Origin of the sequence: Parapedobacter composti, from assembly GCF_900112315.1 — a bacterium.
Taxonomy (GTDB): domain Bacteria; phylum Bacteroidota; class Bacteroidia; order Sphingobacteriales; family Sphingobacteriaceae; genus Parapedobacter; species Parapedobacter composti.
The window spans coordinates 84,394-98,326 of record NZ_FOLL01000016.1; the positions used below are offsets into that span (position 1 = coordinate 84,394).

Annotated in this window: 13 protein-coding genes; 6 read left to right on the forward strand and 7 right to left on the reverse strand. The window is 51.0% G+C overall.

The features are described from left to right. Window positions 1-67: 67 nt before the first annotated feature. From BM030_RS15415 to BM030_RS15425, 3 genes are read right to left on the reverse strand one after another with little or no spacing between them, the layout of a single operon-like run. Window positions 68-1,078: an alpha/beta fold hydrolase gene (locus tag BM030_RS15415; protein ID WP_090974501.1), complete on the reverse strand. Its 1,011-nt coding sequence runs from the start codon at window positions 1,076-1,078 to the stop codon at window positions 68-70. A gap of 14 nt (window positions 1,079-1,092) precedes the next feature. Beyond that, complete coding sequence (locus BM030_RS15420) at window positions 1,093-2,259, reverse strand: MFS transporter (RefSeq protein ID WP_090974502.1); 1,167 nt, start codon at window positions 2,257-2,259, stop codon at window positions 1,093-1,095. Beyond that, complete coding sequence (locus tag BM030_RS15425; protein WP_139215912.1) at window positions 2,256-2,603, reverse strand: DoxX family protein; 348 nt, start codon at window positions 2,601-2,603, stop codon at window positions 2,256-2,258. The genes BM030_RS15420 and BM030_RS15425 overlap by 4 nt, the downstream gene beginning before the upstream one ends. A 143-nt stretch (window positions 2,604-2,746) precedes the next feature. Between BM030_RS15425 and rocD the strand changes: the two genes are divergently transcribed. Further along, complete coding sequence (gene rocD, locus BM030_RS15430; protein ID WP_090974504.1) at window positions 2,747-3,985, forward strand: ornithine--oxo-acid transaminase; 1,239 nt, start codon at window positions 2,747-2,749, stop codon at window positions 3,983-3,985. A 16-nt stretch (window positions 3,986-4,001) separates the two neighbouring features. After that, window positions 4,002-4,775 carry a 23S rRNA (guanosine(2251)-2'-O)-methyltransferase RlmB gene (rlmB, locus tag BM030_RS15435; RefSeq protein WP_090974505.1) on the forward strand — a complete coding sequence of 258 codons (774 nt, stop codon included), beginning with the start codon at window positions 4,002-4,004 and terminating at the stop codon, window positions 4,773-4,775. Here rlmB and BM030_RS15440 read toward each other — a convergent pair whose 3' ends face one another. Both BM030_RS15440 and smc read right to left on the reverse strand, forming a co-directional pair. Next, window positions 4,776-4,895 carry a 30S ribosomal protein THX gene (locus tag BM030_RS15440; RefSeq protein WP_090974506.1) on the reverse strand — a complete coding sequence of 40 codons (120 nt, stop codon included), beginning with the start codon at window positions 4,893-4,895 and terminating at the stop codon, window positions 4,776-4,778. It abuts the gene before it with no gap. Between the two features lie 104 nt (window positions 4,896-4,999). Beyond that, on the reverse strand, window positions 5,000-8,560 hold the full coding sequence (gene smc, locus BM030_RS15445; protein WP_090974507.1) for a chromosome segregation protein SMC: 3,561 nt from the start codon (window positions 8,558-8,560) through the stop codon (window positions 5,000-5,002). Between the two features lie 277 nt (window positions 8,561-8,837). Here smc and BM030_RS20350 point away from each other — a divergent pair, with 277 nt between their 5' ends. The 3 genes from BM030_RS20350 to trxB all read left to right on the forward strand — a co-directional run bounded on the left by BM030_RS20350 (window position 8,838) and on the right by trxB (window position 11,032). Beyond that, entirely contained in the window at window positions 8,838-8,969 is a 132-nt protein-coding gene (locus tag BM030_RS20350; protein WP_262987346.1) for a hypothetical protein, read from the forward strand. A gap of 50 nt (window positions 8,970-9,019) precedes the next feature. Then, a complete protein-coding gene (locus BM030_RS15450; RefSeq protein WP_090974508.1) occupies window positions 9,020-9,991 on the forward strand; it encodes a 3'-5' exonuclease in 972 nt (323 codons plus the stop codon). A gap of 87 nt (window positions 9,992-10,078) precedes the next feature. Continuing rightward, window positions 10,079-11,032 carry a thioredoxin-disulfide reductase gene (gene trxB, locus BM030_RS15455; RefSeq protein WP_090974509.1) on the forward strand — a complete coding sequence of 318 codons (954 nt, stop codon included), beginning with the start codon at window positions 10,079-10,081 and terminating at the stop codon, window positions 11,030-11,032. 20 nt (window positions 11,033-11,052) lie between these two features. On the opposite strand, the gene BM030_RS15460 is transcribed toward trxB, so the two are convergent. Continuing rightward, window positions 11,053-11,550, reverse strand: coding sequence for a rhodanese-like domain-containing protein (locus BM030_RS15460; protein WP_090974510.1), 498 nt, complete (start codon window positions 11,548-11,550; stop codon window positions 11,053-11,055). Then, window positions 11,550-12,890 carry an MBL fold metallo-hydrolase gene (locus BM030_RS15465; RefSeq protein WP_090974511.1) on the reverse strand — a complete coding sequence of 447 codons (1,341 nt, stop codon included), beginning with the start codon at window positions 12,888-12,890 and terminating at the stop codon, window positions 11,550-11,552. Before BM030_RS15465 ends, BM030_RS15460 begins: the two co-directional genes overlap by 1 nt. Before the next feature lie 145 nt (window positions 12,891-13,035). Between BM030_RS15465 and BM030_RS15470 the strand changes: the two genes are divergently transcribed. Further along, window positions 13,036-13,929 carry a hypothetical protein gene (locus BM030_RS15470; RefSeq protein WP_170845766.1) on the forward strand — a complete coding sequence of 298 codons (894 nt, stop codon included), beginning with the start codon at window positions 13,036-13,038 and terminating at the stop codon, window positions 13,927-13,929. Window positions 13,930-13,933: the final 4 nt, after the last annotated feature.

The window sequence follows — 13,933 nt, forward strand, 5'->3', positions numbered from 1 at the left end:
AAAGATACCCAGGTTTAAACATTTAGTTATGCCGGCGATCGGAAATCTACATTATGATGACCTTGAACTAATGGGCGGCAAGAAATTTCATCAGCGGCGCGATGAACTGGTCGTACCGCTCAATGTGGGGCAGGTGACCTACGTCGTCAATTTCCACCAACTGTGCATTGGGTATGGTTTGCGCCGTCTTCTTGCCCAAAAGAGGGTAATTGCCCAGCGTTTGCTGTATGTCTTTGGGCGCATTGGCCTTGCCTAATGCGGTGCGGTCGCGCTGTCCGATAATCAATAGGGTAGGCACTTGGACATTACCGAATTCATAGACGACCGGCTGGGTAAAAATCATGTCATACAATAATGCCGAGTTCCACGCAATGCGCGGATAATCAATATCGTTAGTCCAGCCCGCCAGCATATGTACCCAGCGTTCATACTCCGGCTTCCATTGGTTGTCGTAATAAAATGTCAATTGGTAGTTCTTTATTTTGTCATATGTCTGTTCCAGCTCGCTTTTGTACCAATCGTCCACGGTTTGGTAGGGAACGACAGTTTTCCAATCCTCCAAACCAATCGGATTTTCTAGGATGAGCGTTTCCGTCCGGTCGGGATACATCAGGGCAAACCGCGTGGCCAGCATCCCGCCCATAGAATGCCCCAGTACATGAACGCGAGCGATATCTAGACTATCCAGTAACGTACGGGTATTCTTGGCCAGCAACTGGAACGAATATTGGATGCGGTGCGGTTTCGACGATTTTCCGAAGCCGATTTGGTCGGGCATCACCACACGGAAACCGGCTTGTGCCAGATCCTTTGCTGTCTGTTCCCAGTACGCACCGTTGAAGTTTTTGCCATGAAGCAGTAACACGGTTTTGCCGTTCGGTTCCTTCGGCTTTACATCCATATAGGCCATCTTCAAGGCTTCGCCCTGTATGTCCAGTGAGATATAGACCGTGGGAAACGGATAAGGAATGGTTTCCAGGTTGACGCCGATGGGTTTGTTTTCCTGTGCCCCGGACGGCAGTACACATAGCGAAGCCAACGCTAAAGCGACGGCAATTTTATGACAATGATAACGCATAACAAATGAGGTGATTACACTGCATGTCGGTAAAAAAGCAGGTGCCCCGCCAGCATAAGCAGCGCAAAGCCTGCACCTACTAAGGTAACACCTGTCCATTGAAAATGTTCCCACGCAATGGATGCCATGACCGTACCTAACGAACCGCCGATGAAGTAGCTTGTCATGTAAATGGTGTTTACCCGGTTGGTCGCCTCGGGGTGTTTCGAAAATATGATAGACTGGTTGATGAGGTGCACGGCCTGTAATGCAAGATCGATGAGCAGTACGCCAGCGATGAGTGCGATGTATCCGGTAGCGCCAGGTCCACCGATAAGCCACCAGGAAAACAATGCCAGCGCAGCGGATGCGACGAACAATTGGTTTCGGTCTACCCGGTCGATTACTTTGCCCAATATTGCAGGTATCAGCGCGCCGGCGATGCCCAAAATACCGAAGGCCCCTGCTACGCTGCTCCCCGCATGGAAAGGCGGCCCTTCAAGATGGAATACCAGTGTAGTCCAAAATGCCGTGAATGCGCCAAAGCTGCACGCACCTCGCCACGACGCCAGGCGTAACGCGCTGTCGTGCTTCAGGTAATGCATAAGTGATCGCATGAGTGCGCCGTAACTGCCCCGGAAAGAAGGCTTTACCTCCGGAAGGGTTTTCACGAGCAGCATCCAGAATACCAACATGATTACGGCGCCGAGGAAAAACATGTGCCGCCAACCCAGGTGTTCGCCCACCAAGCCGCTGACAATGCGGGATGCAAGGATGCCGATAAGCAGTCCGCTCATGACCATACCGATGGACTTGCTTTTTTCTTCCGGAATTGCTAACGTGGCCGCCAACGGTACAAAAAGCTGGGGGATTACACATGTCAGCCCGAGGAAAAAACTGGCGATAACCAGCCAAGGGAGCGAATGGCTGAATGCAGCAAGCAATAGCGAGGCAATGATGAAGGGAAATATACCCAAGATCAGCCGTCGCCGGTAAAACTTATCAGCAAGCGGAACCAAAAAAAATAATCCTGCGGCATACCCCACCTGGGTGGCCATAGCCACCGCACCGGCGGCCGCCTCTGAAGTGCCGAAATCCCTTGCTATCAGCCCGAGCAAAGGTTGGTTGTAATAATTATTGGCAACCACCAATCCCGCGCCGATGGTCATGACCCATAGCGTACGTCGGTTCAGGCCGGTCATGGAGCAGAGCTCCTAACGGTTTTGCCGATGGGATGCCGGAGCAGCAACAGTCCCGCTAAGTACAGGCTGTGCACCAGCTGAGCGGAAATCGCGTTCCAGTTTTCTATCAGCGAGCTTCCGAAAATGAGGGCGGTCATGATGCCCAGAGCCGTGACCAAGGCCTGTGTGAACCAGCGGCCGCTGAGCAGCCAGATACCGGTTATCAGCTCAGCAAAGACGAGTAAATATCCGAAAGCCAGAACGAACCCCTGGGGGAGTACCGTGCCTGCAAATTGTTCTGCCATACCGGAGGCAAAAGCATGCAGCTTCGGCAACCGTACAAGCCCATGTCCTAAAAATGACATAGCAATGGGCATTCGTATGAAAAGAGCGATGACGCGCTGGTTGTTCATATTACGATGGATGTGTGTGACAAAGATACATGCATTTGCTGTCGGGGGCAATCCGGTTTTGTAAATTGTTTGGGAGAAAGTTTTAACTTTGGCCCATGTCAACAACGATAGAAACACCAATAAAGACGCAACAATTCATAGAAAAGGAATTGCGGTATAGCGCGCATAATTACCATCCGCTGCCGGTAGTACTTGAAAAGGGCCAAGGGGTGTACGTGTGGGATGTCGAAGGCAAGCGTTATTACGATTTTCTGTCGGGCTATTCTGCGGTCAACCAAGGGCACTGCCACCCCCACATCGTCAATGCATTGGTGGAGCAAGCCCAGAAGCTTACGCTGACGTCCCGCGCATTTCACAGCGATCTGCTCAGTGTGTATGCGGCTTATATCACGGAATATTTCGGGTACGACAAAGTATTGCCCATGAATAGCGGGGTCGAGGCCGTGGAAACAGCCCTGAAGCTGGCCCGTCGTTGGGGATATGACAAAAAGGGCATTCCCGCCAACCAAGCCAAAATCATTACGGTTGAAGGCAACTTCCATGGCCGCACGCTCAATGTGGTGTCGTTCAGCACCGATCCCAGTTCACGGGACGGCTTCGGCCCGTTCATGCCGGGATACGAGGTGATCCCTTATAATGATCTGGATGCCCTGGCCCAGGCGCTCCGGGATCCGCTGGTGGCGGGATTCCTTGTTGAGCCCATTCAGGGAGAGGCAGGGGTGTATGTACCCGATGACGGCTACCTGGCCGGTGCCTATGCATTGTGCAAGCAGGCCAATGTGCTGTTTATCGGTGATGAGATACAGACCGGACTGGCCCGTACCGGCAAGTTGTTGGCGTGTGACTACGAGCAAGTGCGGCCCGATATCCTCATCTTGGGTAAAGCGCTCAGCGGAGGGATGCTGCCGATATCTGCGGTGCTGGCCGACGATGATGTGATGCTTTGCATCCGGCCTGGAGAGCACGGGTCGACCTATGGCGGCAATCCGTTGGCCTGCAAGGTGGCTGTGGCCGCACTCGAGGTAATCCGGAAGGAGGGATTGGCAGAGCGGGCTTTCGAATTAGGGAATTATTTCCGCGATCGGATTCGTCAACTGAATCACCCCCATATCCGCGAAGTGCGGGGTAAAGGGCTGCTGAACGCCATTGTCATCGGACATGATAACGCTGAAGCGGCATGGGAGCTTTGTCTGGCATTAAAAGACAATGGGCTGCTGGCCAAGCCTACGCATGGCGACAAAATCCGGTTTGCACCGCCGTTGGTCATTACTAAAGATCAGCTTGATGAATGCATTTCGGTGATTGAGAAGAGCTTGGAAGAGGCACTAAGATAACGATAAACATAGCATAATGCAGCAACCACATTGGCGCAGTAGCCATGAAAAGAAGGAAACCAATCAGCATGTATATGGCATACGTGCGGTGATTGAAGCTATTGATAGCGGCAAAGAGATCGAATCGTTGTTTGTGCAGCGTGGCCTGAGCGGTCCGTTGTTCCTCGAATTGAAACAATTGCTCCGGCAGCATGATATCGGTTACCAGCAGGTGCCGGTAGAAAAGTTAAACCGGATGACGCGGAAAAACCACCAAGGTGTTATTGCGGTTATTTCACCCATTAGCTATCAGCGCACGGAGGACATTATTCCCCAGATTTACGAAAGGGGGGAGGTTCCGTTGCTGGTGATGCTGGATGGCATCACCGACGTCCGTAATCTGGGCGCCATCGCCCGTACGGCGGAATGCGCCGGTGTCCATGCGATTATCGTACCCAAAAGAGGGTCGGCCGAAATCAACCCTGACGCTATCAAAACTTCCTCCGGGGCGTTGTATAAGATTGCCGTTTGCCGGGAAGACAGTTTAGCAAAAACCGCTAAGTTTCTACAGGAATCCGGTATCCAGGTAGTCGCTTGCACGGAAAAAACGGAACTGGATTTATACGGTATGGACTTCAGCGTCCCTACTGCATTGGTGCTGGGTTCCGAAGAGCATGGTGTTTCGGAGGACGTGCTTCGTGTAGCGGATCACTTGGCCAGAATACCTATGGCCGGCTCCATCGCTTCACTTAATGTGTCGGTATCTGCCGGGGTTGCACTGTATGAGGCGGTAAGACAGCGGATGGGTTAGCTACCCCTCCGCTTTCGCAACGGTTTCCGCCTTCTTCTTGTTTTTCTTGCGTTGCCTGCGCTTGCCGTACGTGCCGTTAACGATTTTTCCGCGTTTGCTTTTTTTATCTCCTTTTCCCATATTGAATCAGTTAAGTGGTTAAAAAATCCAGTTAATTGATAACACGTGATAAAAAACGGATCGCTAAGTTAGCAAATAAAGTATAAAAACAAAAGCGTTGCTGCTCAGGCAACCTCGCGCATATCCACGGCCACCACACGTGATACACCCTGTTCTACCATGGTGACGCCATAGATGATGTCTGTGCTGGCAATCGTACGTTTGTTATGCGACACAATGATAAATTGCGACTGGTCTGAAAACCGACGGATAATGTTGTTGAATTTATCGATGTTCGTGTCGTCCAGCGGGGCATCCACCTCGTCAAAGATACAGAACGGAGCCGGTTTGAGCAGGTAAAGCGCAAACAGCAATGCGGTGGATGTCAATGTTTTTTCGCCACCTGAGAGCTGGTTGATGGACAGGGGACGTTTGCCCTTGGGACGGGCCATAATATCGATGTCTGACTCCAGCGGGTTATTAGGATCGGTCAGGATAAGGTCGCACGTGTCTTCCTCATTGAACAGTGATCGGAATACATTGATGAAGTTCTCGCGCACACGCGTGAATGCGTCCATGAACTTCTCGCGCGCCGTATCGTCTATTTCCTGGATGGTTTCCATGAGCGATTGTTTTGCGTCAAGCAGATCCTGCTTTTCCTTGGTGATAAACGTATAGCGCTCGTTCATCTCCTGGTAAGCTTCCATGGCCATGGGGTTGATGCTCCCGAATTCGTCAAGTTGTTTGCGGAGTTTTTCCGTTTTTTCGCGCAGGGTTTCCTCGTCTTCTTCCGGCATCGGAAGCGGTGTTTCGTCCCCGTCACCAGGCATCAAGTCGTTGATGTCGATGGCGAATTCGACAGACAGGCGTTCCTTCAGCGCGTTGAGTTCAAGTTTCAGGGTGGTTTTTTTGTCGCGCAGCTCCTCAAACAGGAAATCCACTTGATCTTTTTGCTTGCGCAATTGGCTGATGTGTTCCTCCGTCTCGTTTATTTGCCCCCGGGACTTGTAATAATCTTCTTCTACTTCCTGCAACCCTTTTTCGTAGGCTTCTTTTTGGGCATACATTGCAATGAGGTCTTCATCGGAATCGTCCACATGCTGCAATGTGTCTTTGATAGCTGCCTGTACCTGCTCGTATTCCCCTGCATTTTTGGCTATCCGGCTTTCATAAGTCTCGCGTAGGCTTTCTCGGTATTCAAGGTCTTTGGTTATCCCCGATACCTTGTTCTGCTGTTGATGAAAGCGGATGTTCTCCTGGTTATATGCTGAGGACTTTTCGGTCAATACGTCGGCGAGCTCCTGAAAGGCCTGCTGCATATCATGCACCGCCGCACTTTGGGTCGCTTTATCGGCTTTCAGTAGTTCCAAGCGGGGTTCCGCAAGTTGAAGTTCGTTCTGTATGCCGGCCATCTTTTGTTCGATGTCCAATTTGCGGTTCTGGCTATTGGTAATGAACGCCTGGTATTGTTCTTGTTTGGTCTTTACGGACACCAGCTCGTTGTGGCTACGGTTGAGCTGTTGCTGCAGTTCCTCGATGCGTGCTTTCTGCGAGCTGGCCTTCAGGTCGATTAAACGCTGGTTTTCAACGGCCAACTGCGCTTGCTGCGTGGTAATTTTTTGATCGAGCAACTTAATTTCTTTTGCCAGGTTTTCAAGGTTTTTGGCACGCCCGATGCGCTTACCTTCAAAGAGGCCTACCGATCCCCCGGCCATTCCCAGTTTATTTTTGCTGAATTTTCCGCTTTTGTGCAGCACGGTGATCCCTTCGGTTGGCAAAGGGGTGTCTATATCACCTTCGTCATCCGCCTTGATGAGGTACACGTTGTGCAGCAGGGTCCGGCACAGCGGCAGGTACTGTTCGTCAACCGCGATGATGTCCAGCGCGGCGATAAGCCTGTCGTGCGGTGCAGGTGGCGTTTCCGGTACCATATGGCTACCGATGCTGTCGAGCACAAAGAAACTTGCACGCCCCCGCGCTGAATCACTAAGCAGCCGTATGGCGTGAACTGCCTCTTCGCGGTGTTGAACCACATAATGGTTCATGTATGGATCAAGGAAATTCTCGATAGCTATCCGGTATTCTTCCTGACAGAACAACACATCGGAAAACAGGGGATACGGCTTTTTCCAGCCTGCACTCTTGCGCAGGAACCTGATGGACTCCGGAAACCCTTCAAGATTGTCCACCAATGATTTGGTCAGGTTATATTCGTTTTGCTTGGCATCCAGTTGCCGGTTGTTCCGGTTCAGCTCATCCTTCAGCGATTGGATGGCGGTTTCCGTATCCGTTATTTTCCCGGCGAGTTCATGTTCGGCGGCAATGACCCCGTCGTAATCCAGCTGCAATGCTTCTGTTAACCGCTCCAGATCAGCTACCATGACATTGAATTGGTCAAGTTCTTCGGCCTTTGACGCCGCATCAGACACGTTGCGCAGACTTTCCTGTTCCAACGCATCGTATTGGATGCGTAGTACGGCAATTTCCTTTTCGAGTTTATAAATCTCGTTTTGCAAGTCGGCTAACGTCCGGACGGCCGCATCCATTTTTCCTTTCGCACTTTGCTGCTGTCCGCGGAGCTCATCCACCTCCGTTTTTCGTTGGCCCAGCGCGGCAGTGATAGCTTCGAGCTTTTGTTGTTCAGCGGCATGTTCTTCATTCAGCCGTTTAATATTGTAAAGTGCGTGGTTAAGTTGCTGTTTGTCTTGCGTAAGCTCATTGCTCAGCCGCAATTCTTTATCCTGAAGGTTGCGCAGCTGCTCATTTTTGACTTTTTTGTCGCTCTCATACGCCCGTATTTTAGCCGTGTAATCGTTCGTAGCCTTCTGCTGGGTAGCTAAGTTCTTTTCCTTGGCGAGGCTTTCTTGTTTGAGCTGCTGGAGCAAAGCTTCCAGCTTGGCAATTTCAGCACCAGTCCGGGCTTGTTCTGTACGTTGGGCAACTTCCTGTGCATCCAGTTGGGATAACGACTCACTGAAATGAGCAATACGGTATGTGGCCAGCGACACACTGAGCGTTTTGTACTGTTCTTTCAGGCGGTAATACCGCTCGGTTTTCTTCGCCTGGTTTTCCAGGGTTTTGAGGTTCTTTTCTATTTCAAAAAGTAAATCGGCCACCCGACTCAGATCAGCTTCCGTATCTTTTAACTTGTTGAGGGTTTGTTTCTTGCGGACTTTATATTTAGAAATGCCTGAGGCTTCTTCAAATAAATTTCGACGGGAATTATCCTTATTGTTGATGATTTCATCGATCATCTTCAGCTCAATAATGGAGTAGGAATCGGCGCCGATGCCGGTATCGAGGAAGAGGTCGGTAATATCTTTAAGCCGGCATTTTACATCATTGAGCCGGTATTCACTCTCGCCGCTGCGGTAGAGCTTACGGGTAATGGTTATCTGCGAAAATTCCGTGGGCAAGATGTTTTTGGTATTGTCAAACGAGAGTGATACTTCGGCAAGGTTGGCAGCTTTCCGGTTTTTGGTGCCGTTAAAAATAATATTTTCCATCTTCTCAGAACGCAGCATGCGTGTGCTTTGTTCGCCCAACACCCACCGAATGGCATCCACAACGTTGGATTTACCACAGCCATTAGGTCCTACAATGGCAGTTACACCCTCATTGAAGTGGATAGTGATTTTATCGCCAAAACTTTTGAAGCCTTTTATTTCGAGCTTGGTTAGTTGCATTTATTCCGATGATCTCCTTCTGTTTCCGTGGCGAATTTAAGAAACAAAAGTAAAAAACTTTGAAATGTTTTTGCCGCCTGTGCGTCTATATAGGCCGTGGGAGTAAGGCCTTACAGATAATTTATATTCTACTCGGATTTTATTGAATAGCAAGACCCGATTTTATGTAAATTAGGAGTTAGTTTGACTTAAGTCGTTTCTAACGTTCGAAGCGGTTGTCTGCGATGTAGCGGTAAGGCGGTCAATTGTAAAAAATAATACATACCTTTGCACCGAAATGGGTGCCAAGCGACAGGATGATGAAGATTTCGGCTTCTGGACAAAGTACAAACATTTTGCCGGCAGCGAGCTATTGCTGTATACCGTGATGGTGGTGGGCATCTTATTGGGCATACTCATATTCGGTTGAATCAACGTAAATAACTTCACCTCTATACATCCAGCGATATCAGTAACAGCATGAATCTCAAATTGAAACGCCCGTTGGCTTTTTTTGATCTGGAAACCACCGGCGTAAACATTTCTACCGACCGTATTGTCGAAATTTCTATCCTAAAAGTTTATCCGGATGGTGTGGAAACCGTGAAAACGCTGAAAATAAATCCGGGAATGCCGATACCCTTGGAATCGTCCATGTTTCATGGTATTTATGATACAGATATCCAAGGTGCTCCCATGTTCAAAGATGTAGCGGCGGAGTTGGCCGACTTCATCGGCGATGCCGATTTGGCAGGCTACAATTCCAACAAGTTTGACATCCCTATGCTTATGGAAGAGTTTATCCGGGCCGGTGTTGATTTTTCGTTGGATGATAGGCATTTCGTTGATGTGCAGAATATTTTCCATCAAATGGAACAGCGTACGCTCAAGGCGGCCTACCGTTTCTATTGCGGCAAGGACCTGGATAATGCCCACAGCGCGGAGGACGATGTCCGGGCCACGTATGAAGTGCTGAAGTCGCAGCTGGATCGTTATGAACAGACCGAATGGGAAGACAAGTCCGGCAATAAGTCCGTCCCTGTGGTGAATGACGTGGAGGCCCTGCACCGCTTCACCAATCTAAACCGTCCGGTTGATTTCGCCGGCCGGATGGTGTTCAACGAGCAGGGAGAAGAAGTGTTCAACTTCGGCAAACACAAAGGCCGTGCGGTGGAGGAGGTCTTCGCTATTGAACCCAGCTATTATTCGTGGATGATGCAGGGCGACTTCCCGTTGTATACCAAAAAATGTTTGGACAAAGTGTGGCAGCGTTTCCGGGCGAAGCAAAAAGAGCAGCGCGCGGCTAAAGTGGCCGCATCTGCGCCCATGACGGCAAAACCAAAATCGGATCAGCGTCCGCAGAAGCCGCCGCAACCGCAACGTCCCAAGCAAAAGCCGGGGCCGATCACCGATGACATGCTGCAAAGCTTACGCGAAAAATTCGGGAAATAACCATTTAACAATACTGACCCGTCATTGACAAACATCGCTTGAATCACATCGGCTAAAATCCTATTTTTGTCTGTCAAAAAAATAGCTATGTCACAAGAAACCGAACACGTGAAGTGCCTGATTATCGGCTCAGGCCCGGCAGGTTACACAGCCGCCATCTATGCCGCTCGGGCAGACCTGAAACCGGTAGTATATACAGGGATCGTGCCTGGAGGGCAGCTTACGCAAACCACCGAAGTGGAGAACTTTCCGGGTTATCCGGATGGTGTGCAGGGGCCTCAATTGATGGAGGATTTCCGGAAGCAGGCGGAACGTTTCGGTACCGATATCCGGTTTGGCTATATCACTTCGGTTGATTTCTCGGGCGATGTGCACCGGGTGGTCGTAGACGGCGAAAAAACGGTGACGGCTGATACGGTGATTATCGCTACTGGCGCCACAGCCAAGTGGCTGGGCCTGGAGAGTGAGCAAAAGTACAACGGTTTCGGTGTCTCAGCATGCGCCGTATGTGACGGATTTTTCTTTAAGGGGCAGGATGTGGCTATCGTAGGCGCGGGCGATACCGCAGCAGAAGAGGCGACATACCTGGCAAAACTTTGCAACAAAGTTCATATGTTGGTGCGCCGTGACGAGTTCCGTGCTTCCAAGGCCATGCAGAACCGCGTATTGAATACCCCGAATATTGAAATCCATTATCACACGGAAACGAAAGAGATTGTTGGCGATGGACAGAACGTGACGGGTGTACGGGTCTATAACAACCAGACGTTGGAAGAAAAGGTGTTGCCTGTTACGGGGTTCTTCGTGGCTATCGGCCACAAACCCAATACGGAGTTATTCCAAGGTATATTGGATATGGATGCCAATGGGTATTTGATTACCAAGCCAGACAGTACATGTACCAATATTGAAGGGGTTTTCGCTTGCGGCGACGTGCAGGATCATGTTTACCGACAAGCGGTCACGGCCGCAGGGACAGGGTGTATGGCCGCCCTTGAAGCCGAGCGTTACCTTGCAGCCAAGGAGCATACGTTGGTATAATCGGTCGTACCGGACTAGTACTAGTACACCGGAGCACCGTTTTCGAGCCATTGCGCCCAATTTTTTTCGTATACGTGCACTTCGGTGGTCTGGACGTTACCGTTATTATATACCGGATTCCGTTGATTGACCCATTCATACAGTCCGCCGAAGAGGTGATATACGTGCTGATACCCCGCTTTTTGAAGCTTTTCACCGATACGTTCGCTTCTGTTGCCAATGGCGCAGTAGACGACGACGGTATCTGTTTTAGGAATGTTGTACACCTTACGCATGTCGAACCAGGTATACCCCACATGCTTAGCATGTTTTAAGTGGCTGACGGCAAACTCATCCGCTTCCCGTGCGTCTAGTAAGATGATGCCATGCTGCATCATCCGTTTCAGCTCGCCTACGGTAACGGCCGGCACGCTGTGCCGGTAGACGCCGTTCAACCGGGCGGCAAATTCAGCGTTCACGGTTGAATCTTGGGAAATAGTCCCCAAAGCAAGCCCCGTCCATGTAACAATATTCCACATCACTTCACCGGAATGAGATCCAGAATATGGTTGCCGATATCCAATACGGTAGCGCTAGGCAATGCGGCGGCAACCAAGCTTGAACCGATGGCCGATCGGTAGCCCCCGGCACAATGCACCGCTACAGGTTTGTCCACAGGGATTTGATGAATACGGTCGCGCAGTTCTGGCAGCGGGATGTTAATGGCTCCCTTAAAGATGGGACGGTCAGCGGCCTCTTGGGTGCTTCGGATATCGAGGATGGTGTAAGAATCGGGGTTTTCCACAAATTCCCCAGCGTTGAAGGGAGGCGATATCATCGGCCCCTCAGAAGAAAACAGCACACCTCCTTTAATGAACTGTTCATAACCGATTTTAGCCGCTTTTTCAATAAGAAGCTGCAGTGCCTCTGCGTTATCCGTGAGCAAATAAAATGGCTCACCCGGCCCGATAATGGTGCCCAGCCAAGTTTCGAAGCGGAGTCCGTCCGGTATATTGAATGCTCCGGGCAGATGACCCGCCTTGAACTGTCCCTGCTGGCGCCCGTCTACGACCATAGTACCTGATTCCAGGTTGGCCGTGTCAAGACGCGGAATGGCAGCCGTACTGGGCCCGAACGCCCCCGCGCCGCGCTTGTTTAGGGCTACATCGAATGGGAAATAGCGAGGAACGAACGGCTGCTGCTCCAATAGCAGCGCCACAAACTCATCTTCGCTCATTGGTTGCAGGGCATAGTTTGATGCCGCCTCCCTGCCGATGGTACTGGAAAGGTCGCTGCCCATATTTTTGCCGCACAGTGAGCCGGGGCCATGCGCGGGGTATACCCGCACGTTTTCAGGCAGGGTCAATAATTTTTTCCGGAGCGAATGGTAAAGTTCCCGGGCCAGTGCCTCAGCCTTTGCCGTGATATGGCCCACATTTTCCCGAAGATCAGGGCGGCCTACATCGCCCACGAATAACGTGTCGCCGGTAAAGACGGCTTGTGGCTGGTCATTACTGTCCCTAAGCAAGACACAAATGCTGTCCGGCGAATGCCCAGGCGTATTAAGCGCTTCAAGCCACACCTTGCCCAGCCCAATGCGGTCGCCATCATCAAAGGGCTCATGCGGGTATTCCGCACCGCTTAAACGGCTGGTATAGATCGTAGCGCCCGTTAGCCGGTGCAATTCGGTGTGGGAGCTCACAAAGTCGGCATGGGGATGAGTCTCTACGATGATGGAAATGGTAGCCCCCTGTTCCCGCGCAAAATCCAGATAGGGTTCGGGGTTCCGTGCCGGGTCTATCAATGCCATCTGGCCATCGCTGTAAATAGCATACGAAGCGTGCGAGAGCCCTTCGTCATAAAATTGGTGTATATTCATTCACGTGATTTTTTAAAGGCGCGTGTCAACCCGTATGGCATCCGGTAGAACGGACTGTCCCTGCGGGGTTCCTGGCGTCGCCCTAACGTTGCAAAAATAGGAAATGTTTTGTGGGAAATTAATTTCGTATTTTGGCCGCATGTGGATGGAGGCACGCCATTGGTTAACTCGTTGCGGTGGAGTAATGTTGGCAACGGCATTGCTTACCCCTCTCGCTCAAGGTCAACAACTCCCGTTTGCTGGTAGGGATCCTAAAGGCGAGATCACCGATCCGTACCTAAAAGAGGTCTCGGGATTGGTTGCAGCCGGAGCAATTCCGCATGGTTTATGGACGCACAACGACAGCGGCGACGAAGCCCGGATTTTTCTGATCGATGACGCTGCACGGCACCGTGCAACCTATTATCTTGAAGGAGTTACCGCCTACGATTGGGAAGATATCGGCATCATGAAGCGGGGAGAACATCACTACCTGCTCGTAGGGGATATTGGCGACAATCTGGCGCAGCGCCCCACGGTAACCATCCAACTCGTAGCGGAACCCGCCGCCATAATGGGGCCGGAACCGTTGGTGGACACTATCCCCCGAGCGAAGATACGTTCATACACCTTGCGTTATGAAGACGGTGCGCGCGATGCAGAGGCCATGTTTTTCGATCCCATCGACAAACTGGTATACATCATTGCCAAGCGCGAACTGGGTGCGGGTTTATACCAGGTTGCATTGCCGGAAACAGCCTCCGACACCTTAACGCTGCGGCGGGTGGGGCGGCTTCCATATACGTTCATCACTGGCGCAGATATAAGTCCTGGTGGCTCGGAAATCCTTGTGAAAAACCTTTTGGAGGTTTATTATTGGAAACGGCGTGAAGGGGAGACGGTGCCAGAGGCGCTCCGTCGGCCAGCTACAAGGCTGCCTTACCAGCCGGAACCGCAGGGCGAGGCCATCGCTTTTGCCGGTGACGGTAGTGGATACTTTACATTGAGTGAATCGCTGCTGGGTTTAAAGGCAATATTGTATTTTTACAGACGATTATAACATC